Origin of the sequence: Salinivibrio sp. MA607, from assembly GCF_001996245.1 — a bacterium.
GTDB classification, from domain to species: domain Bacteria; phylum Pseudomonadota; class Gammaproteobacteria; order Enterobacterales; family Vibrionaceae; genus Salinivibrio; species Salinivibrio costicola.
The window spans coordinates 1-22,394 of the sequence record NZ_MUFJ01000038.1; the positions used below are offsets into that span (position 1 = coordinate 1).

Consider the following 22,394-nt stretch of genomic DNA (forward strand, 5'->3'; position numbering starts at 1 on the left):
ACTGAGACCAGCCGGACAATGCCTCACTATTCAACCTTTCTTCATTCCAGTATAACGACTTATTGTCGCCCTCTATCTCCTTGAGATAAGAGGGCGTAATCTCCCCAGCCAAAGATAGAGCAATGGTGTCATTTGCCTTGGTAAAGGGGAACACTTTCCCCTTAGTGAGTAGCTGCTGCAAAAAACCGTGCGGTGGTTTAGCGGGTTGTAGCGACAGTTGCTCAGTGTTGTAGACCATGTCAGCTATCTGCAAAGATGTTGATCTTTGGACCGGTGGCGGGCGATGTTTTTTGTTGTTCGGCTATTTCCGCTAGCGTCTTCTTGTAGGTATCATCGCTCATATCTCGCCAGTAACGCGGATCACGGCCAGTCTGTTGATCATGGGCAGCGGTTACAGGGTCTTTGGCTCTAGCTTCTTCTAACACCAACAGATCTGGCATCGGTTGGCTCACATCCATGTAACGCTGGATCATATTCCACAAGCGCTGGTACTCCACCACACGCTCGTTGGTGCCAATTAAGTTACTAATAGGTACGCCCACAGAGTAAGGCTGATAGCGATGAACTAACATCAAATTGTAGTTCAGGTGGCCTTGCGGGCTGGGTGCCGACATCAATACACAATCAAATTCAATAAAAGGATGCGTAAAGCGCACTTTATTGCCACGCTTATACAAGGTCACCATCCCTGTTTGACGGTTTAAGCTATAAACACGTTTGCTTTTTAAGAAAGGCGCTAAGAAATAGTAGCCTTTACATACCAACTTGTAGTGACCCCATATAAGCAAGCAAGGAAGTGTGAAATAAAGGGTTAGGCCGTAAGAAACCATTAACCAATCATCCCATCTTTTATCCCAACTTGCATAACCAAACAACAATGGATAAAGGAACACCAAATAGGCCAAAGGTAGAAATAATATTAGTATTACTTTTACCAACCCTACTATCAAGAAGTATAACTGAGACCAGCCTGATAGAGATTCACTATCTAAACTTCTTTCAGTCCAGAATGATGGCTTTTCATTCCCTTCTGTCTCTTTTATTTTCGATGGCATTGTTTCTCGAGCAAGTGACAAAGCAATGGTGTCATTTGCCTTGGTAAAGGGTAAAACTTGCCCTTTAGTCAGTAGCCGCTGTAAAAAGCCGTGCGGTGGTTTAGATGATTGTGGAGTGATGTACTCGGTATTATATGCCATTAATTACTACCAAATTATTGTTTTACAAGCATTAGCCACGTGTGTTTATTATTAATGAGTCTTTCGCCCAACCTAGATCGCTATCATCATCTAGATTAAAGCTAGGCACAGGGGTTCTAACTTTTCCCTCTTCAAGTTGCTCCATCGTCAGTGTTGGAAAAATAGCTTCTTCGACTTTAAGTTGAGCCCTTGTAATTAACGCTGGCGAGTAGTGATGTTCATAAACTCGCCCAGAAAGCAAACGAGATTCCATATTTGTTTTGGGCACGTGCTTTTCGTACTTAATAAAGAACGCGTAGCCTTCGTCAGTTTTTTCTTGCTTTAATAGTGTTGAATTAGCCGAACTTATGTTGATGATCTCTCTCTCTTCTTGCCTACCTACACGACTAATCTTCACCGTTTTTCTTTCAATTGCCTGACGTGCATAAAAGTCGGTATCAAGGCTAGTTGGGTTTAGCAATGAGGCTAGGTTCGTATTCACATGAATAATATGTGTTGCACCAAGCGCTCGCATACGGCGTTTCAATTGTTCAGAAAAAGCTGTTTGACTCTCGAGATGATAACCTTTTGTAGATATTTTTAAAAACAAGCCTACCAAATGTTCATACGCCGACTTAGGATCTAACAGGTGCTGATAGTCTTCATTAGGCTCTTTAGCAAAGGGGCCATGCGTCATCCAATCTTCTAAGGGGGTGTTTTTCCAAAACGAATAGAGGACCAATCCCACTACTGACAGGCCTATACCTAGCCAAGCCACTGGGCCCATACCAAATAGTATTGGTGCGCTGGTAGTAAATAACCCTGTCGCAACTGTGGTAACCAAGGCTCCTGTTGCCACCATTCCCTTGGCAATACTGGCATCAATATCATTGCTTTGCCATAGACGAATCGCATCCCAACCAGCAATCGCCGCGGTTAAAAAGCCTGCGGCAAGGCTGGCTAGACCTATTGCGCTAACTTTACCAACCAGCCTTACTGTATTACTTTTAGAGGATACCCAATCGACCAGAGAATTGGGTACGTTAAAAGCTTTGGCATTTGATACAGTCGCAAGTCGAGAGGCATTTTGTGTATACAAGTTAGAAGCATGTACGGTCGCAATACCGAGATCCGCTGCAACGCTAATCACCTGGGCACCAGAGTAAACTGAATCCTTACTTCTGGCCAAGTTACTAAAATGTTGAGTGTTAACCATAAGGTTTACAAGCTCAATAACCGCAATAAAATAAGGAACACGTAATCCCTCGTAGGCATTGCTGGCCGTCTGGTTGACATTATTTAACGCTCGGCGGGTGTTGGCTTGATTAAAGGCTTCTGCCACATGGCTGTCTTCTGACACCACAACCACTTTAAGTGGCAACTTAGGCCCAACTGCTGCGCGATCAACACCGGGTATATCACTCGGCCTAAACGCATTTTTACCGGTTGAGGCCACCAGTTTCCCTGACGCATTTTCATACATACGTGCCATGGGTGCATTTTTTTGCTTAGTTTTTATGTGCTCTCGATCGGTATTACTTAGGCCCCAAGTCAGACCATGCCCTTCGACGCCAACGACGGTCCCTCTAAACGCCTTTCCGCCAACGGGCTGATAGGTAATGTCCCCCCACACCTCGCTATTTGCTGCTTTCATTAGCCGCAAAACAGGTGCATAGGCACTGTTAAATTCAATCACCTTCGCTTCATCAGCCAAATCTTGGCTCAATTCCAACAATATTTCGTAATAGCCTCGAAGAATGCCATCTAGAGTATTCGCAACCTGTCGCACGGGGCCAAATGCGCCCTCTTCGTTGTTATTGGCAGACGACATAAAAGCAAGATCGAAGATGCGTAAATCTTCATCTTGAATATCCTGACCCTTTTTAAACCACAACGCCAATGATTCAGGCGTTGCCAACCCGTCGCCTAGATTAGCCGCCTCTGGCGGCTGCTCCAAACATTCGTCCAAGCTAACACTTTGTTCAGCAGGGAAGAGTATCGAGTGCAAAGCCGATCCACTGTTGGGTAATAAAATGGCTTTTGCCGTATCGAAATAGGGAGACATCCTCCGGCTATCACAGTGAGATAGTTGGTCAAGCTTTTTCGTATTCGCACAAAGCGCAGATGCCGCTTCCCCTATCAGCTTGTGGGCTGCCGCTGCATTAATATCGTTGAGTGAACTAATATCTCGTATCACCTCAGCCAGCCGCGGTTCCTCAATAATGCTTTGTACGTAACCTTGCAAATTTTCTATATCGGTGCAGCATATTTGACGCTCTACGGTGCGAAGTGTTCGATGAAAACGTCCCCCTAAGAAAGTATCCATCTCATCGTACGCAGCATGTGACGGATTTTCATTTTCGCCAAACTTGGGAGGAACAACGAGCTTTTGCACTAACTCCGCAGAGCGGTAATGAGGTTGTTGGCTCATATCAACGTAAATTTGTTGCATGTAAGCCACACCACTTCGCGCGAGGTATGTATGGTGTCTAAGGTCAAAAAGCGGATCATCCAGCACGATGGCTCTTAAATGACCTTGCTTGGCTTGAGCGAGGTAGTCGTCTGTCGTTTCAGCCTCCCACATTTCGCTCTCTTCAGCGTCAGGAGAAAGAATGTCCATCAGTGCAGAGTGTCTGAGCCCATACTCGTAGCGGTGAGGTTGGTGATCATAATACCGAAGCATATTCGGCGCGGACGCACCATCTTCCCTCATGGACTCGAGCTCTCCTTTCACCGTTTGATAGGTTTGCTTAACCCAAGCGCCGGAGAGATCGCGATTGAGCTGCATCGGCTCGGCAAGGAAGAACTCTAATTCAGGCGCCCTCATTCGCATAGCAGGTAACGCTGTGATTTTCAGTATGTCTGACCCATCAACCGCATTAAGACTGTCTAGCGGTTTAGCACGTTGCATTAAATGCTCTGGGTGTGCCTCAAGATAGTTCAGACGGGGCGCACTCCATTGCACTTCAGAAAATGCAATATGAACAACGGATTGCTCGTTTTTTGCTTTGGCGGGGATCCAAATCTCACTCAAGGGCATTCCTGTCGCCACACGTTCTTCATCTTTAAAGGGTTGATCTCGCCCCTCTCGATAACGATAGAGATGAACGTCTTTTAAGCACATTTCCCCGTCTTCAGGTGTAATGTGGATCTCTCGCCATGCTTTGTGGTTATAAAAAACATATAAATACCCCGCGCGAACAGGTGCCACACGGTCCGCATTGGTCACGGATCCCTGATATGACGGCAAAAGAGTGAGCGGAAGCACTGAGTGAACCAAGTAATCTTGCTCGTCTTGCTTTCTCTCAGTCACTGTTACATTTTCAAATAGCGGTAGCTTAATGGGTCCACCGTCGGCATCCACTTTCAACCAAACGTTACGATTTTCTTTCTCGTCGCTCCAGTCCCAGCTATATACCGTGGTGTCATCGAGTTCGGGATCTATCTTCTTCTTGGCTTCAAGAGAAGGTTGCTGCGTCATGTCTGTTAGATCATAAAATTCAAAATCCTGCTCAGCTCCATGTTGTATTCCTGTCACTTCAATAAGAAGCTTTTTGCCATCGCATGCAGGCGCTGAAGAAAACTTATCAGACATTTAAATACTCCCTAGACACCCATTTCTCTAATTGTTCCACAATGCTCGTTTCAGTCTGTCCTTGTGCGATTGTTAACGATGCTTCGTCCAAACTGATCGCATTCTCATGTAGGAGAGCGTGAACCTTATTGATTAACGCCAGGCTCTCTATTCGATGCTTTGCACAAAAGTGGCTAACTGCTTTTTGTTTGGGCCAGTCAAACACGTCAATGCCTTGCGTTTCAGCCCATTGCTGTATCTCTTGCTCTGTGTGCTTTTCGTTCAATGCATCTTTCTGTGAATCCGTCAGCTGCCACAATGACGACGATGCTTCTACGGTATTTGCTCCGAGGATATGCACCCACTCAGGTTGTCGACTGTGTATCTTCTGGTAAACATAAGCCCCAGAGAGAATACCGAGCCAATCAGCGGTATCACTTGGTTCAGCAAGCAACAAAAAATAGCTTGCTACTGCCGGTACGTAGTAATGTAAAAAGCCTTTTCGCGCGGCTGAAAACTGCACTTGAAGGCGATTTCTTAACTGCGCTAGAACAGCGTCGAGCCCTACCGTGTTTGGAGCAGAAAAGTATAAAGTCCTATCTTTGGATAGCTTATCGACAATGCAGTCATTCGCTCTCAAAGGAATAACAAGTGGACTACGCTCTATCATCACTGATAGCGGCGTCGATAAATAAAGTGGTTCAATATTGTGACCAGCAATAAGTCCATAAACCTCTTGATGCATGCCGTCATAGTCACTCACTAGCGCATACCAATTTATCGGCTCATCACCATGGGTGGATGCTAGATGTAAGCTCATACGTTATTCCCACAGGGGCAGTCTGACAGCGGGCAACTACCGTCAGGTTGTTTAAGACACGCTTGCGTAATTGGTATTTCAGATTTAACGTCGGCAATAACTTGTTGCACAAGACTCGCCGTCGCTGGAACAGCGATAAGCGTCGGTGCCCCTTGCTGTGTTTCTGATGTGGTCATTACATCAACCGCTTGGATATCGGGGAGTGGCGCGGCTTCGGGATCGGCCAAGGCGTCGATAGTTTTGGGACGCTTCGCCATTTGGCCATTAAAGCCTGGTCCACTGCCTGCGCTGCCGCCTGAGTTTAAGTTCACCGCGGCACCAGAAGCATGCACGCCTGCCGCATCCACTTTCACAAAGCTACCGCCGGCACTCAAGGTAACTTCTGCACCGGCTTCGATCACCAGTTTAGCGCCCGTTTTTAGGTGAATGTCACTTCCGGCTTCCACCGCATGAACCTTACCGACTTTATAGTGCTCACTGGCTTTGACGAGATTGGAGTGGTTGCCACCAATACGGGTGCGACTCTCTCCCTCCACGGTATGATGCGCATTGCCCATCACACGATGAAATTGGTCGTTGTGTACCTGATGGTGGTTGTCATGACCTATCTCGGTCACGCGGTCGTTTTCTACCTCGGTGTGCCAGTCTTTTTGTGCGTGTAAATACACTTGCTCACTGCCCGATTGGTCTTCGAACGTGAGCTCGTTGTAGCCCTCGCCTTGATGGCTTTCACTGCGCCAGACCGTCTTGGTTTTGTTAGCCGGCAAGGTATAGGGCGGCACATTGGTCGCATGATAGGTGCGGCCAGTGATAATCGGTTGGTCGGGGTCACCGTGTAAGAAAGACACGATGACTTCATGGCCAATGCGGGGAATGGCCATCATGCCGTATTGGCTGCCTGCCCAGCCTTGCGCCACCCGTATCCAGCAACTGCTTTTGTCATCGCCGTTGGAATAACGGTCCCACGGGAAGTGGACTTTCACTCGCCCGTGTTCATCACAAAAGATTTCTTCGCCATCCGGTCCCACCACGGTGCCTATCATAGGGCCATCCACTTGAGGTTTGGGCGTGGGGGTTGCACGCCACGGGATGGTGGCAGGGATAAGCATAAACTGGTTGTTGTAGGTAGTGGCGCCTTGGCCGCCCTCTTCTTCCAGTGCTTGTGGTTGGCTGCCTTGGTGGTGCACGCGCACCACTTGCCACGCTTGGTTGACGCCCTCATCCAGGTGGTCGCTGATGGTAAAGCGATAGCCGGCCCGTAATGCCGGCTCATTGCTTTGCCCGTTGGTATGCTCGGCCTCACGGCGTAAGTACTCTAAGCGGGTTTGGTTAAACGCCTGTCCAGTGGCGTCGTCTTTAAAGCGGCCCGGGAAGTCAAAGTGCTCGTAGCTGTCGGTACGCTGGTAATCAATGCCATCGGCTTGCGCCGCTTGTTGGAAGCTGTAGTGCGGTTTTTTGAAGCTGTAGTCTTTTAACGCCGTGTGGCTAGGCTGCGCCGCGGTATGGCGTGTAAGCCCATAGATATACGGCGTATCGGTGCGTCCGCCGCTTATTGCGTTATAAGGCACCGGGCGCTCAAGCTGGGGCAAGCTGTCGGGTGCGTCGGTCACTATCAGGGTATGGGTGTTGGCATCGTGCTCATGGTGATACACCAAGCCTTCTTCTGCCGCTAAGCGGTGGAAGAACGCCAAGTCACTTTCACGGTACTGCACACAGTATTCACGCTCGGCATAGTCACGGGTTAGCGAGAAGCTAACCTCCGTCACCCCCATTTCCGTGAGCAGGGTTTCTAGAATAGTCGGCACGGTTTGGTGCTGGAAGGTACGACTGTTTTGGCGAAGCGACAGACGATACAGGGCGGGCACCAAGGTTAAGCGGTAGCGGGTAAAGTGATGACCAATGTCACCTTGGCTAAAGGCACTGGCAATGCCCTGCACCCGTTTGACCAGCTCGCCGTTGCGCCACAGCGTCAGCTGCACTGGCTTATCGACCACTTGCTCTGGCGTGAGGTCGGTATGGCGGCTCGCCAATGCTACCTCATACTGGAACCCATACACCGGGTTGCCATTGATACCGGCTTGGTGAGAGAGGCACTCGTCCCCTTGGTAGTCCACTACCACGAACGGTTGCGGGTCCAGCCCCGTCACGGTTAACGCTATTTGCAATGTCGCCATCTGTGTATCCTTCGCCCTGCTTGTTTACCCTGATACGTTCAGCCAGACCCTGCCGTCTGGCTCAACGCACCACAGCCCGCCCGTAAAGGCAGGCTGTTTGTGTCTTCATGTCGCCATGAAGGATTAGGCTTCGATAGGCTTGCGCCAGTCGTCTGAGCCTGAAGTGCCTGCGTTGACGTGGTCCCACGTCACTTTGCGGTAAGACATCGACACGGTCAGGTTCTGCGTAAAGTCTGACTTCGCCGGGTCTTGGCAATGAGGCATCTCGCAGTGAATGTCCACAATCGAAGCGCTTTCCAGCTTGGTGGTAAAGAAGTTTTCTTGTTTCCCTTCAATCGAGGTGCGGTACCACTTCAGCTCGACCGTTGACATTTTCTCACCCGACGCCAGTGCGTTATAAAGCAATGGCACCGCTTTGTTGAGTGCCACGGTGAATTTAAACGGCTTGTGCACACGTTGGCCAGAGGGCTGACCTGATTGTGGGTCGGTGGGAACCGTCACATTGTGGTCAAACTGCTGCACCAGCATTTCGTCTTCGTGGCCTTCGACAAAAGAATCACCGATAGAATCCGCGGTGCAGGCACCGGCAGTAATCAAACCCTGGGTTTCGCCTTCRATCGAGATATAACATGGCGTTGGCATAATCGCTCCTTTGTATGTCATGGAAGACACATCGCCACCGTGGCAGTGTGCCTGTTCGCTCTCTTATCCTGCGAAATACATGCCAAGTTTTTTACCATTAAAAATCAGTGCTTTATAATATGACTGACCAATTTTTTGCACGTGCCAAGCAACTTCTTGCCAAGCCAAGCAAAAAGTTGCTCAGCATAAGGCTACCGGGTAGCTTGATGGACATTAATTTTTTCTTGAAGCTGGGCGACTTTCCAACTTAGGTGGTTTAAGCGTTCGGTAAGTACGGCTAGCTCGGCGTTGGCTTTATCGATATCACCCTGTTCCACAAGTGTTTCGACATAATCGGCTCGTCCATAAATAGGCGATAAGCTGATGGCGAAATCTTCCAAAGATCGAGTTTGCTTTTGCAACGCCCACCAGCGGTTTTGCTCTGCAAGTAGAGCCATATTCGCCATCTTGGTTCGAACCGCGCGAAACTTATCGATGTATTTAGCGGTATTTCCCAGTGCCTCTTTGCGCTCCATGTCATAACGCGTCAATAATTCACGAGTTTGTTTATTGTCGGCATAGAGTGTGGCCAGTGCATTAAGATGCGCCTTGGCCAGTACTTTGCTCGATTCAATCGACTGCTCCAATTCTTGAGTTGTCGATTGCGCGTATAACGGGACGAATTGTGATTCCCAGCGCGCTAATGTGCTTGGCTGATGCGTTTTTGCAAAAGCCGCCGTGGCGTCAGCATGATTTAAGCTCGGCGCCGGCGCATCAACTTGAAAGGGGGTTTGAAAGTAAGGGATATATGGGTAACCCAGCCATATGAACGCGGTTAAACAGGCCCCTACGACACCGGCCAATAGAGTGCGAATACGGCTTACCCTTATACTAATGGTTGGGTTAACGTTTTCATCGCGCTGTTGCTGTTTTAGTGCACTATGAAATCGTGTTTCTATTCGGTCGATATGTTCAAACAACACATACGCGATCCCCTCATAGTCAACCACATACTTGGGTTGCTGGTGTTCGAGCACATGATATAGGGTGTCGCAGAGCTTTTCACAACGGTACAACTCGCGTAATGCTTGTTGGTCTGGCTTAATCTGGTTTAGCTCTCCTTGTACTCGAGCATTCACCCACTCCAGCGCCTCTTTTCGCGCCCGGGCACGCTTTTCAGAGACCGCGTCTTCGTTATTCAAACAAGCAAGGATCAATTCCAACCCGTTTGCCAATCCTGCTAGGCCGCCAATTTTTAATGCCGCGACGGTATAGTAGCCACTGAGCAGCAAATCAATACCTTGCTCACTGGCGAGTGCTTGACAGTTATCTTTTACAAATTGCCAATCGGTCCCCCCGGATAATGGCGAGTGTCGTTTATTGATTTGGTCTCTAATTGCTTGATAACGCTCGTCATCACGCAAGGGTTGAACATCTTGGATAATACGAAAAGGCTGATTATCAATCGAGAGTATAAAAGACATTTAGCATTCCTGATAAAGCAGGGACGAGTGCACTCGCCCCATGATCAGTTAGTAGAGGTTGCGTGAGAGCTTGAACGATTTGAACAAGCGCTGCGTGAATGGATTAGTGGCAGCCTGGGCATTAACACGGTAGATCATTCCACCGCCATCAACATTGAATTGATAGTCAACCGAGGTAGTGCTAGCCGAGACCACTGCACCTTGATCAAGGAGACGGAACAACGCCCATGGACCGCGAATCACGACACTACGTGGTGACAGGTTGGTTTTCGTGGGCACCAATGTCAGTTTTGAGGTAGCCGAGTCACGAAGCGTGTTTGGCCAAATGAGCTCAATACTGTCTCTAGGCCCATGGCTGTAGGTCACATACTGGCCATCAACATTCAAAACACTGCGTCGTTTATTGCTGCTTAAACGCAAGGGCTCAACAGAGAAGCTCACATCCAAGATACCTTTACGATTAAAGAACGCTTCTCGGATTTTTTGTGCTTTTTGGATCTGGGCTAGCAGGTCTGGGCGAATTAACGACCCATTTGTCCCTTTATCCCCAACTGATATGTTTTCATCTATAAACATTTTCAGCTGACTATTGTAGAAATTATCCAGGGTTCCTTCCGGCGCAAAGAAGCTTTCAAAGTCGCTAAGTGATGCATCTTTACTGGCATTCGGATTAAACGGATATCGGTTCGCCAACTTTTGTTGATAAGGGCGATAGACATCTTGATACCAACGGACTTCAAGGTGTTTGATGGCCGCTTGTTTAACGACATGCCAGCTTTCATCGGCGAGTTTATCAACCATACCATCAAGCGGCTCAGGTAAACCGGTAGCAATCCGTTTAAGTGTATAAATGGGGTCGGTATTCACCAACTTAACACGTGCTTTGGTCGCATCCAGTGCCGCTGTACCTATGTCAGGCGCATCTTGGATAGATTTAAGGTAGCTTTTTAGCTCCTGTACCGACGCCAACACTTCACTCAGGTAGGCCGGTTTGTCATTCACCGCTTTAACAAGACTGTTCAAATCTGAAAATGGTGCCTGTATTTGTGACGCCACCTCATATTTTGGATTTTCTGAGATCGCTTCTTGAGCGTCTTCATCCAAACCGAGGCCTGATACAAGCTGGGTATTGGTTTCGAGGGTGCGTAATAAACGCTGCAACGGTCCTACGTGTCCAGTAAAATTATCCAGAACCGTTACGGCATCGTTAATATCACTGAAAAACTTCACATCAATTTCGTTCAGCGCTGTACGCCACGTATTTGTATAATCAGCAACATACAAATCACGTATTTTGTTTCTAAGTGCCTTTTTATCCGCGTCACTAAACTGCGCCGTTTCTGCTTCACCTAATACCCAGCTATCAATCAACGCCAAGTCAGAAACTGACTGGAGCTTCGGCACAAAGTAATCTTCAAAGCCAGTTTTGGTCAGCATTTGCGGAATATGTAAGTTTTCGCTATCGACTTCTCGCTCATCAAAAACAACATCAAAGACAGGACCTACCGCGTTCCGCAGGTTCATTCCCGAGCCCAGAACGGTCTCTGCGTCTAGCTTCAAGTTCCGATATACACGTTGGTCGGTCGGCATTGTCCGCAAATCGGCTTGAGCACGTGCAATGGTCATATCATAGGGCCGCATCACACGCTCTGCCACGTCGTCACCTTGACGACGTGCAGCCGTCAAATCCGTATGCCGCATGGCATAATCCAAATGGCCGAGTAAACGTTCTTGAATGACCTTTTGCCCGGAAAATTCTTGTTGCCATCGTTGACTAAAATAATCCATCACATAGTCATGATAGCGGCCGCTTTTATCCACCATCATCCGATAAACACGTAACGCCACCAGCTGCTCTTGATCTGTTGTTGCCTGATTAAGATCAACAACCGTATCCGCCATCAAAAGAGGCAAGAATCGACTTTTTAATAGGTTGAGGTACGTTTGTTCGACTTTAGGTCCAATCACATGACCCTGATATAGACCAAAGTCAGAGACATATTTAGGCTTTTCGCGGAAAAAGCCAAATTCCAGCGTCGCTTGACGGATCTGGTTGAGCGGTTTGAGCACCTCACGTTGCGATGCACCGGCAGCACTGTTTGAGAACTGGGTTTTATATTGATCAACTTTTGTCAATACCGCATCTGCATGTGCGACGTTGGCCAGATAATAGCGATGCCACGTCCCCACTAATAAGACAGTGGCGATAGAGCATGCCAGTACAGACATTCCCATCAGGCGCCGTTTATGTTTTGCCACGCGGAAGTTATCCGACGCGAGTCCCGCTTCGGGATAGATAATATTGCTAAATAGTTTTTGCGTGAAAAAAATCGTTGAATTCTTGGCCTTTTGAGCATGATTGACCGCATGTGACAATCCATAACGACGAGAGGCTGCATCATCGAATGCGTTCGTTGGTACCCCTTGCTGATAGACAGAGGTAAAATACGCGCCTCTAACCAGCGCCGAAGTAGAGAATTGGTCACTCGCCAGTGCTTCATTAAAAAAAGTAGCAAGAATATCTTTCAGCCCAGCGATCTGACGCGAGAAGCTATAAATCGCTTTACGATCCTCAAAATCAATCGGAGCGGCCAGTGCATGCGGAACTATCGCATTAATGCGATCAATAAATGCAGAATAGTCTTCATCAAACTCTTTAAGCCATGAGTCCAAGTCATCCACAGAGTTTAAAGAAAAAGTGAAACCAAGCACCTCATCGCGTTGCTGCTTAGAATAATGTTTAAAAAACGGTTCGAAGCCATACAACAAGTCGAGTTTTGTTAGTGCAATATAAACAGGAAGCCGTGTCGATAGCGTCTCCATCAACTCCCGCAACCTGGCACGTAATAGGTTGGCATACGCCTTGCGTTCTGATGCCGTGGCCGTGGCAAGGTGTGACGCATCAAGGGTTAATACAATCCCATTCAGCGGACGGCGGCTACGGGTCTGCTCCAGCCACTGAACAAAGTGCGACCACAAACGACGCTCAAGCTCACCATCATTATTTTCGTCCTTATGTCCTTGTGTCAGCAACTCACCATCTGGGTCGATAACAACCGATTCGTCACCGATCCACCAGTCAAATGAGTATGGATTCTCACTCTTTTTGCCCGATGCTCGCATAACCGAAGAGAAAACAAAGTTCTGCCCCGAACGATTAATTAGGCTAGTTTTCCCCGCATTTTCAAGCCCGAGAACAAGATACCAAGGGAGTGCATAGAGATGATTCCGCTTGTTCAAGTTTTGCTTCATATTTGCAACAACCTGATTCAGCTCTTTCTCTTGGCGCTCTTCGTATATCTGAATGGGGTCTTCACGCAATCGTTCAGTGTGCGCTTGCTCTGCTTGGAAGCTTTGTAGCTTTCGCCATTGCCATACGCCCCAAATCGCTAAAGCGCCAAGCGTTATAAAACCACTACAAATAGCGCGTGCCATCACGGATGCTAATGGTTTTTTCTCACCCATCGTCAACCAAGGGCCTGCCCACCAAATGGCGACATTAACAAGAATAAAAATCGCTGCTAATAAAATAGGAAAGGCTGCGACCATGCCAGGCTTAAGCTTTTTCGCTATTTTAAAAATGTTTTTCCACATGAATTTTCGCCCTTAATCACTCTGACGTTGTACTGCGTTCAAGTTGTTCCACCAAGCTGGGTTCCCAGTCGATGACGCTCATGGTTTTAATTTCTTGATTTAGCGTTTGATACTGCTCTTGAGCCATACTGTTAAGTTGATTCGCTCGCATGAGATCGGCCGATATCATTCGCCAATAGAAATGATCGCGTGGTTCTCGTGCCGCTTGTAGCCCATCGTTTAGCATGGAGAGTGCTACCGCAATACCTCCCTCTTTGGCCAACGACAGCGCTTCTTTTCTCTTTTCTTGCCAGTCACCGTTTACGGTCTTTCCACTTGCTTGTCCTGTACTGCCATGAGCTAGCCAATCTTTAACCGCATCAGACACAAACGGCTCTCCACCCTTGAACTTCAGCTCTGCCAGCCCAGGAAGCCGCTCTAGAAACTGACTGACTTCTGACTGAATCGCGTCACACCAACTTTGGTGACCCAATTTTTTAGCAATGGAGTAACTCATTAAGTGCCCTTCAAACCAGTAAGGTGCCATAGTGAGGCTTTGCTCAACTTGCCGCCATAATGCCAAATCGGGGTGCCGCATTTTATCTTGATAGTCTTTCACTCGATCTTGTTGCATCCCTCGCAATTGCGTCTCGCCGCCGGTTTTATGATCGGGTAAGGCGGTAATGCTGTACCAAACCGCGTAGCGACGAAGGCGGATCGCGAGTGCCATACCGTCATCTTGTTCCGCCAAAAAAGAGGCGACTTTTAGTAACGTTTGCTTGGTTGCTTTGTCGCTGGAGTGATCAACATCTAAGCCAGAGGATGTCGCTGTTGTCGTTGCGGTTCGCGCCGAGGCTTGCGGTGTTTCTTTCGCGGTCTGGTTAGCACGCTGACGCTCTTCCGCCTTTCGCAGTTCGGCTCGCACATTCACGACGACACTACTGACGACGTCATTGGTCAGGCCTTTCTCTTCAACTGCCTTTTCCCATTCGGCGATCGCCTTCGTCAATGACTCACGATCTTGCGCATCAAACTGGCCAAAGTCCGTTTTATCTATCGCCATCGAAAATCGCTGTGCCATTTGACTAAAGAACTTTCGACGAGGCAGATTTCCACGCTTACCCGGTGCTGGGAAGCTGTCTTCCCAATACTGAGACATAAATGATGCCATCAACTCAAACGAGAGGATAAAGCGAGCCGGAGACGCTTGGTGATGTAGACACTGCAGCAGGTAAGTCAGCAATTTAATGTCTTTGCTCTTTTCTGCTAACAACTTAACAACGCTGTGCTCCACCTCGTCCCACTGAACATCAGCATGGGAGAGAGAGCCAACTTTCATCATCTGATCTTCAACGAAATCAAACAAAGGATCATCGACTAAACGCTCACCGACTGCGCTATTTCCCGGGATTGGCTGTGAAATGCTGCGTTTATATTCTTTCAGTTCCATATTTACCAACCACAACGAGAACGAAGAGCGCCCAGTGCATTACTTAATGGCTGGGTATCAAATGTCAGCCCATCAACGTACTGAGAATTAGAGCGAATGGTTAAGCGTTCATCCTGCGCTAATGTCTTCATTAGACGGATTGCAGGTAGGCCACGAGAGGACGAGAGCACAACACCTGAGTCATCATTTCGCCAATACTGGGTCTGAGTATTTGGGAACGTTAGTTTGACCCGACCATCATCAATCGGCTCCGGTAGCATCAACTCCACTCGGCTTAAGTTATCGATACAGCTAAGCATCAATAACGGCTGTTCGCTGCCTCGAAAAGCGGTGTTAATGTTACTCGCCTGTAACGTAATCCATGCGCTACTTCCTCGTCCCTCACCCTTTTGATTCAAGGACCATGTTTTTGGCGCACTGTCTTGTGCCGCTTGTGTTGCTCTACGCCACTGTAACGGCATTTCTAAGTGATTATCTGCAGGTTCAGACGATGAAACTTGGGTATTAAATACACGATCAAAACAGGCGAGACGATCTAATCGTGACGTCACCGCGCGGCATTGTTTGGCTTGCTCAACTTGTTTTTGAGCGGAAGCAGGTGCGCCAGTCACCGTGGACGGTGCCAAGATTGACACCAGCATGACCCCGGCTAGTGCACAATAGTTTGGGTTATTCATGGGGCTTTTATCTCTAGTTTTCGGCACTTATAGGTTAGGGTTCGACGAGGAATGCCCAAACTATCGGCAGCTTTACTTTTATCGCCATCAAATTGAGACAAGCGATCAGTGATGATCCGTTGCTCAAAGTCGTGCAACGCTTGTTTTAGATCGGCGATGGAAGCTGCATCAATATTTAACACGCTATCAGCCGTCGACGCGCCATTGGTATAGCCTATAGGCATCGACTGAACGTTTGAGGAGCCTGATACAGGTTGCCCGTTACTGATACGCCCACTAAAGGTCGCAATGCTGATAGATTCACGATCAGGCGTTTGAGCACATGCGTATTCAATAAGGTGTTTTAATTCTCGTACATTACCTGGAAAGCTATAACTCAAGAGCATATCGAGCGCGTCAGGCTGCAGCTCTCCTACACGAGTGCCATGTTGATGATTAAATCTATCAAGAAAGTGATAACTCAGCTGACGCACATCTTCTTTGCGCTGAGCAAGCGATGGCACATGAATCGGATATTGGAGCAAACGATAGTATAGATCTTGACGGAAAGAGCCTGTTTTTACATTGTCCAGCAGGTGCACATGTGTCGCGGACACCAACCGAAAGTCAGATTGACGCTCTCGACTTCCTCCGACGGGGCGAAACGTCCCTAATTCAAGCACACGCAGTAATTTAGCTTGCAAACTCATCGGCATATCACCAATTTCATCAAGAAACAGTGTTCCGCCATTTGCTTGAGCAATCAGGCCCTCTTTATCTATGTTCGCACCTGAGAATGCACCCTTTTCATAACCAAATAGCTCACTTTCTAGCAAATGTTCAGGAATAGCAGCACAGTTGATCGGAATAAATGGCTGGTGTCGGCGCGGTGATAAATCATGCACGGCACGCGCGACAAGTTCTTTACCACTTCCTGTCTCGCCTTGAACCAGTACAGATAATTGTGAGGAAGCCGCATTAGCAATTTGCTCACGCAGTCTTCTCATTAAAGTACTGTCTCCAATCAGGGTGGAGGATAGGCTCGCCGCCCTTTCTTGCTGCCGTGTTTGCTTTTCAATGTCAGTCAAAGAGGCTTTTAACGCACGACGATTGCTTTCCTCTCCTTCCATTTCATTGAGCAGTGACCATTGATGTTCAAACACATCCAATACCTGTAAAAACGACGCATCATTCCAAAGGCTAGATAGCGTTTGGTCATCGCCGATAAGACAAAGCAAGAGTTTTACATGTCTATCATGGCGAATTAACGGTCGAATAGAGACGGCTTCAAATAAGCCAAGATCGCCAATAGCCTTTGAAAAGGCTCGATTAGACTGCCAATACACAATGTCTTCTGCCACTAAATGCTTAGTCGTCGCATTTTGCAACACGTGTGCAAATGGCGTGTCAAAGTCGGTGACAGACCAAGACTCCCCGCTGGAATGGCAGACAAGCTGCCTGCCATCACAACTCGGGACCAGCAGCATTCCTTTGCGCAGCTTGAGCTCGCTGACCAAAATCCGGATAAAGCGAGACTGCAAGTCAGTTGTTCGCCTTTCCCGAGCTAAGTCAGTAACATAAGCTAGCCAGTTATGCATTCTTATTCTACCTCACCCTTAAACTCGCCATTATCTGCCAGTAGACGAACGTGCGTGATCGCCGCTTTGTCGGCCAACTTGTTTAATAATTCGAGTGAGACGGGTGGCAATAACTGTCCTTCAATAATCGCCTCAAGCATACGAGCGCCATTTTCGCTCCGCGTCGCGCGCTTCAAAATCTCGTCAATTAGGCTGTCGTCAATATCAACGGTTGCGCCATAGCGCTGAGCAAAAGTCGCTTCCAGGTGCGCTAATTTGCCGCGTACGATCTCCGCCAACACGTCACGTTCTAGTGGGACATAAGGCACAACCTCCATCCGTGCCAGCAAGGCAGGTTTAAAGAATGCGGCAAGCTCAGGATATAACGCATCATCAATGTTGGCTTTGTCGTGTGCATAGTCAACAATCGTTTGATAGCCCAAGTTAGACGTCAGGAAAAAAACGGTGTTCTGACAGTCAATCATGCGCCCTTCACCGTCCGCTAGCTCCCCTTTGTCGAAAGCTTGATAGAAGATGTTGAGCACTTCTGGATGGGCTTTTTCAACCTCGTCAAGAAGCACCACAGAATATGGCATCTTGCGTATTGCTTCGGTCAATACACCGCCTTCGCCATATCCAACATAACCTGGGGGCGAACCAATAAGACGTGAGACCGTGTGTTTTTCTTGGTACTCTGACATGTTGATCGTGGTTAAAAATTGTTTACCACCATAGAGTTGCTGGGCTAATTGCACCACGGTTTCTGTTTTACCGACGCCGCTTGGTCCTACAAGTAAAAATGCGCCTTTGGGCCGTCCAGAGCGCCGCAAATCCGCACGCGCAGTCAGTAAGTGCCGATGTATGCGTTCGATAGCAATGTCTTGCCCTTTAATCGCATTTCCCAGTAACGTTGTCAGGTTTGTGATTTTGTAGAGCTCGTCGCTGTTCATTTGATCGATAGGCACGCCTGTCCAATCAGAAATCACTTCTGCCACCTGCTCAGCATCAACGTGTGGATGCATCAACCGCTGGTCATGCGGAATAGCGTTAAGTGCATCGTATTTGTCAGCCAATGTCTTTGCTAACGCTTCACGGTCTTGCTCTTGTGACGCTTCATCAACTTGACCCTCATCAAGTTCGGCTGATAGTGGCGGATTTAACAGTGTCGCGCGTAGATCAATGATTTCCTCAACCAACAAACGCTGCTCCCCCCAGCGTGCTTGCAGTGCATGCTTTTCAGCTTCGTCCGCTTGCTCTTGTGTCTCAAGCTCATCTAAACGAGCTTGATCAACGGCTTGGCCAATATATTGGGCTCGCTTCAGCATCTCTATTTCTTGCTGGCGTTGATGACAGAGTGTTTCAAGTAACGCGAGACGTTTAGGGGGAGTCGTTAAGTTAATGGCAATCCGTGCACAGGCAGTGTCGAGTACATCGATCGCTTTATCAGGCAGCTGACGCCCAGATAAATAGCGAGCAGACAGTTCCGCCGCCGCTTTTAAGGCATCATCGGCAATCAATACACCATGGGCTTTTTCATACACACTGCCAAGCCCTCGCATAATATCAACGGCTTGGTTTACGGAAGGCTCTTCAAGCTTCACCAACTGAAAACGACGCGTCAAAGCAGGATCTTTTTCGAAATACTTTTTGTATTCTTTCCAGGTGGTTGCGGCGATCGTGCTCAGCTCGCCACGCGCTAAGGCGGGTTTGAGCAAGTTGGCGGCATCACTGCCCCCTTCCTGGTTTCCTGAGCCAATGAGAGTATGAGCCTCATCAATAAACAGAATAATGGGGTTCGGCGCGCTCTTAATGCCATCAATGACACCTTTCAAGCGTTTCTCAAACTCACCTTTGACGGAAGCACCCGCTTGAAGCAAACCAAGATCAAGGCAGAATAGCTCAACGTTTTGTAGGCGCTCTGGGACATTACCGGCCGCAATGCGCAAAGCTAACCCTTCCACCATGGCGCTTTTGCCTACTCCCGCATCACCGACAACAATTGGGTTGTTTTTACGACGGCGACAAAGAATATCAACCATTAAGTTGAGCTCTTCTTCGCGACAAAGCACTGGATCCAATTCACTATTTTTGGCTTGTGCGGTGATGTTGGAGCAATACTTATAAAGCGGTGACTCGCTGCCTTCCATTGATGGCGCTTTTGGCCCTTTTTTCTGGTCACTTTCCACGGCAGTTTCAGCAGAGTCCGCGACAATAGCGTCAAAATGCGTTTTCAAGCTCTCGCGATTAATGCCTGCTAATAACTTGGATGCCGAACGCGACAAGTAGCGGTCGGCGCGATTTAATACCGCAAAAAAGACGCTTCCCGAACGCAATTCTGATTGGTTTAGCTCTGTGGTTGATAGCAACCATGCTTCTTGCAGTACTTCAACCAACAGCGGCGAGAACGCTGGGTAGGTATCAAGCGTGTTATCTCGCTCGTAATTGCCTGCGAGCGCTTGCTTAAGCGACTCAGTGTCGATATTTGCTTGCTTGGTAATGAGTCGAACGTCAGACAAAGGATTATCTAGCAAGATCTCTAGGAAGTGCTCAACTAAGACTTCAGGATGATGACGCTCAATACATAATGAGGCGGCTTGCTCGAGCGCTAATTTGCTTGGCGCATTTAATTTAGCGATGAGCGTGGACAATTCAATTCGAATCACAGGGACACCTAATTCTAATCAATATAATGTTGTTCGGGTCACAGCAACTGATTCAGTTGACTGAGTACATTTTCAGACTTTTCATGTAGAAAGTATGAATAGCCAGCGAAGATACCCGCCCACAAGACGAGAAATCCGACAAAAATAGACCAAAGCGGCACCTGGCGGCTGAGTGCATACCGAGTGTTAACAACATGGTTACTCCCCTCACTCAGTTGTTTGGGTTGCTTTTCATCATCTAATAGTTGGTCATGTAGCCTTTTAATGACTTTTTCTCGCTGCGCATACCCCCCATCAATCACTCGATATTTCCCTTCAAAGCCCAAGCACAAGCAGTGATAAATAAACACGAGTAATGGTCGATACCTCTCGGGCTCGTTTTCCAAACGACCTAGAACGGTAAATACTTTCTCGCCTCCCCATGTTTCATTGTGGAAACGAGACAACATTGAATGCTCAGCCCAGCAGGTGTTAGCTCCCCATGGGGTACCCATGACCGCTTCATCAAGAAACGTACACAATATATAGCGATATGCCATCAGCATTGCGTGTTCATAACCTTGCTCTGATAGCTCTATTTCGATCGCTTTTATTTCCTCGATCGTTTGGTGGTAGATTTGCTCAATATTCTCGCAACTGGATAATGAACGTACTCGCAACGCTAACCCGAATAGAGGGGTTGCCGCATCCACCAACGCATTAGCATTGTGGCCACGTAGTTGAAACCAGTAATCTTGGTCACTGTCTATTTTTTCAACGTTATCATGTAGGAGGTCTTTAAAGACACTTTCGTCAGTGGCTGCCATAATCAATCTCTTATTGCCCAGAATTGAATATCAAGATCATCAAATGCGGCGGCGACATGGAACGCAAAGCCACTAGAGTTCGTGAGCATCGACCACGCCGCACTCTCTTTGTCCAATTGGTAGTAGGTATAGCCGGCATGGTAAGGCAACTGGCGAGGCGCAACAGGTAGCGAAATCAGCGGAATACCAGGCAGTTGAAGTGAAATAAGCTCGCGAATTTTCTCAACCGAAGAGACTTTGGTTTGCTGAGTGAACAATCGCCGTAACTCATCCAATGGCATACGTGCTTTAACTGCAACGATAAACTCTGCCGACTCCATCAATTGCGGGTCTTGAACCGGCGCGACCATCAGGCCGTAGTTGCGCTTATCTAGCTGAATAGAGACGGCTCGAGGCTCCAGCACCACACTGAGGCTCTGGCGCAAATAGCGGATAACAGGCCAAAATGCATCACCCGGCATATCGTGGTTATAAGCTGGCATTGACGGTGCCAGACGGCTTTCATCCGTGAACGTTGCTAACTCACCACAAATTGACGACAAGCATTCATACAAACGTTCTGGGTGCAGACTGCCTAAAGAGGCAAGGTGCTTCATCTGCGGATACAGACGGTTCAACGAATGTAAAAGCATAAAATCAGAGACATCAGCCACACCGCCCTGAGAAGGAGAACTAATACGTTGAGCGATATTTTTTGCGCGCTCTTGCATCAAACCAGACATTTCATTGATAAAACGGTGCAAGGTCGCATTACCAGCAACATTGAAATGGCACGGAATAAAATTAGCATCAAGGACAACACTACCGTCAGGTCGCTTTTCTGAAATCCGCGCAATAGGAATAGAGGCATAGGCACTGCGATCCTCTTTTTCTAGCATCAATTGCAACTGAACCGGTGATACATCAAGCGTGGTTGTGTCACCTTGCACACTCTGTACATCTCGCACATCGATACGACGGCTTTCATAGCGCCCTGACCCTTTTTCATCAGGCCAGTTCACTTCCATAATCGATTCACTGCGTAACGGTATAGCAAGGTAAATCAACTGATTTGAAAGCGATCCGTCTTCGATTTCTAACGCTTCAGGCATTACGTCTTCTTGTGGGATACGAAACGCCGTTCCATCTGGCATGACACCGACTGCTCGCTCGATGGCAATACGTCCAAACGCTAGATATTCCGGATTTAGTGACAGCTCAGCAATGCCATATAAATATTTACTGACGGACGTTAACCGCTCTTCCAATAAATACTCACTGTAGCGCTGATGCTGCTGGAAATGCTGAGGCTTAATAAAGAGCCCTTCGCTCCATATCACGCGATTACGTGCAAACATTACCTTTATTCTACCTTTTCTAATTTCACGTCATAATCTTGAAATAGCATCAACAAATGATACTTGCGGCCTTTGTTCAGCACTTTGACAGCTTTTTTCCATTCCCCGAGATTAGGTTCGGCAAAATGTGCCATCACACCGATATAATTTGTGTCTTCGTCGATCTCAAACGCATTGACAAATTTGAATTGCCCTGGGGTCAGAACATAGTCGTAGTTATTAATAAAGTTACTACTCAATGCACCTTCATAGTCAGTACGCAATTGATCAAATCCCGCAGACATGAACATCGAATCATCTTCGAGTTCAAAGACTTGTACCTCGATAGGTGCTGGGTCTCCTGCTATATTCGGATTGACACCACTGTCACTGACTAAACTAAACGTCGCAGTCGTGGGTTGTTCTTCAGGCTTGTATTCATCTGAAGAACTACAGGCTGTCAATAGTATGATTGCGCAAAGCACACCTAACTTTTTAAGCATGA

Annotated in this window: 14 protein-coding genes and 1 pseudogene; all 15 read right to left on the reverse strand. The window is 47.8% G+C overall.

Annotated elements, in window-relative coordinates; genetic code table 11:
• Nucleotides 1–238, reverse strand: a pseudogene (locus BZG81_RS14345) (hypothetical protein); the annotation flags it as partial.
• Between the two features lies 1 nt (nt 239).
• Nucleotides 240–1,196 (reverse strand): hypothetical protein, encoded by a 957-nt coding sequence (locus BZG81_RS14350; protein ID WP_077677713.1) that lies wholly within the window; start codon nt 1,194–1,196, stop codon nt 240–242.
• Nucleotides 1,197–1,227: 31 nt separating this feature from the next.
• Nucleotides 1,228–4,770, reverse strand: a complete 3,543-nt coding sequence (locus tag BZG81_RS14355) for a toxin VasX (RefSeq protein WP_077677714.1) — start codon at nt 4,768–4,770, stop codon at nt 1,228–1,230.
• Entirely contained in the window at nt 4,763–5,569 is an 807-nt protein-coding gene (locus BZG81_RS14360; RefSeq protein WP_077677715.1) for a DUF4123 domain-containing protein, read from the reverse strand. The genes BZG81_RS14355 and BZG81_RS14360 overlap by 8 nt, the downstream gene beginning before the upstream one ends.
• The gene (tssI, locus tag BZG81_RS14365; protein WP_077677716.1) at nt 5,566–7,743 is read right to left on the reverse strand and encodes a type VI secretion system Vgr family protein; all 2,178 of its coding nucleotides are present in this window, start codon (nt 7,741–7,743) and stop codon (nt 5,566–5,568) included. Before tssI ends, BZG81_RS14360 begins: the two co-directional genes overlap by 4 nt.
• 123 nt (nt 7,744–7,866) lie before the next feature.
• Nucleotides 7,867–8,385, reverse strand: coding sequence for a type VI secretion system effector Hcp-2 (gene hcp-2 / locus BZG81_RS14370; protein ID WP_077576942.1), 519 nt, complete (start codon nt 8,383–8,385; stop codon nt 7,867–7,869).
• A gap of 191 nt (nt 8,386–8,576) precedes the next feature.
• Nucleotides 8,577–9,848 carry a type VI secretion system ImpA family N-terminal domain-containing protein gene (locus BZG81_RS14375; protein ID WP_077677717.1) on the reverse strand — a complete coding sequence of 424 codons (1,272 nt, stop codon included), beginning with the start codon at nt 9,846–9,848 and terminating at the stop codon, nt 8,577–8,579.
• Between the two features lie 48 nt (nt 9,849–9,896).
• A complete protein-coding gene (gene tssM / locus BZG81_RS14380) occupies nt 9,897–13,397 on the reverse strand; it encodes a type VI secretion system membrane subunit TssM (protein ID WP_198533665.1) in 3,501 nt (1,166 codons plus the stop codon).
• Between the two features lie 61 nt (nt 13,398–13,458).
• The gene (gene tssA, locus BZG81_RS14385; RefSeq protein ID WP_077661564.1) at nt 13,459–14,871 is read right to left on the reverse strand and encodes a type VI secretion system protein TssA; all 1,413 of its coding nucleotides are present in this window, start codon (nt 14,869–14,871) and stop codon (nt 13,459–13,461) included.
• Nucleotides 14,872–14,873: 2 nt separating this feature from the next.
• Entirely contained in the window at nt 14,874–15,548 is a 675-nt protein-coding gene (gene vasI, locus BZG81_RS14390) for a type VI secretion system-associated protein VasI (protein ID WP_241827400.1), read from the reverse strand.
• Nucleotides 15,545–17,125, reverse strand: coding sequence for a sigma-54 interaction domain-containing protein (locus BZG81_RS14395; RefSeq protein WP_077677719.1), 1,581 nt, complete (start codon nt 17,123–17,125; stop codon nt 15,545–15,547). The genes vasI and BZG81_RS14395 overlap by 4 nt, the downstream gene beginning before the upstream one ends.
• Nucleotides 17,126–17,127: 2 nt before the next feature.
• Nucleotides 17,128–19,767 (reverse strand): type VI secretion system ATPase TssH, encoded by a 2,640-nt coding sequence (gene tssH, locus BZG81_RS14400; protein ID WP_077677720.1) that lies wholly within the window; start codon nt 19,765–19,767, stop codon nt 17,128–17,130.
• 38 nt (nt 19,768–19,805) lie between these two features.
• Nucleotides 19,806–20,573, reverse strand: coding sequence for a type IVB secretion system protein IcmH/DotU (gene icmH / locus BZG81_RS14405; RefSeq protein ID WP_077461337.1), 768 nt, complete (start codon nt 20,571–20,573; stop codon nt 19,806–19,808).
• A gap of 2 nt (nt 20,574–20,575) precedes the next feature.
• A complete protein-coding gene (gene tssK / locus BZG81_RS14410) occupies nt 20,576–21,910 on the reverse strand; it encodes a type VI secretion system baseplate subunit TssK (RefSeq protein ID WP_077461338.1) in 1,335 nt (444 codons plus the stop codon).
• A gap of 5 nt (nt 21,911–21,915) precedes the next feature.
• Nucleotides 21,916–22,392, reverse strand: coding sequence for a type VI secretion system lipoprotein TssJ (gene tssJ, locus BZG81_RS14415; protein WP_077461339.1), 477 nt, complete (start codon nt 22,390–22,392; stop codon nt 21,916–21,918).
• Between the last annotated feature and the right edge of the window lie 2 nt (nt 22,393–22,394).

What these genes read in the sequence shown, in the direction of transcription:
- BZG81_RS14350 (WP_077677713.1), bottom strand. Translation starts at nt 1,196, where the DNA reads ATGGCATATAATACCGAGTACATCACTCCACAATCATCTAAACCACCG.
- BZG81_RS14355 (WP_077677714.1), bottom strand. Translation starts at nt 4,770, where the DNA reads ATGTCTGATAAGTTTTCTTCAGCGCCTGCATGCGATGGCAAAAAGCTT.
- BZG81_RS14360 (WP_077677715.1), bottom strand. Translation starts at nt 5,569, where the DNA reads ATGAGCTTACATCTAGCATCCACCCATGGTGATGAGCCGATAAATTGG.
- tssI (WP_077677716.1), bottom strand. Translation starts at nt 7,743, where the DNA reads ATGGCGACATTGCAAATAGCGTTAACCGTGACGGGGCTGGACCCGCAA.
- BZG81_RS14375 (WP_077677717.1), bottom strand. Translation starts at nt 9,848, where the DNA reads ATGTCTTTTATACTCTCGATTGATAATCAGCCTTTTCGTATTATCCAA.
- tssM (WP_198533665.1), bottom strand. Translation starts at nt 13,397, where the DNA reads ATGGTCGCAGCCTTTCCTATTTTATTAGCAGCGATTTTTATTCTTGTT.
- tssA (WP_077661564.1), bottom strand. Translation starts at nt 14,871, where the DNA reads ATGGAACTGAAAGAATATAAACGCAGCATTTCACAGCCAATCCCGGGA.
- vasI (WP_241827400.1), bottom strand. Translation starts at nt 15,548, where the DNA reads ATGAATAACCCAAACTATTGTGCACTAGCCGGGGTCATGCTGGTGTCA.
- BZG81_RS14395 (WP_077677719.1), bottom strand. Translation starts at nt 17,125, where the DNA reads ATGCATAACTGGCTAGCTTATGTTACTGACTTAGCTCGGGAAAGGCGA.
- icmH (WP_077461337.1), bottom strand. Translation starts at nt 20,573, where the DNA reads ATGGCAGCCACTGACGAAAGTGTCTTTAAAGACCTCCTACATGATAAC.
- tssK (WP_077461338.1), bottom strand. Translation starts at nt 21,910, where the DNA reads ATGTTTGCACGTAATCGCGTGATATGGAGCGAAGGGCTCTTTATTAAG.
- tssJ (WP_077461339.1), bottom strand. Translation starts at nt 22,392, where the DNA reads ATGCTTAAAAAGTTAGGTGTGCTTTGCGCAATCATACTATTGACAGCC.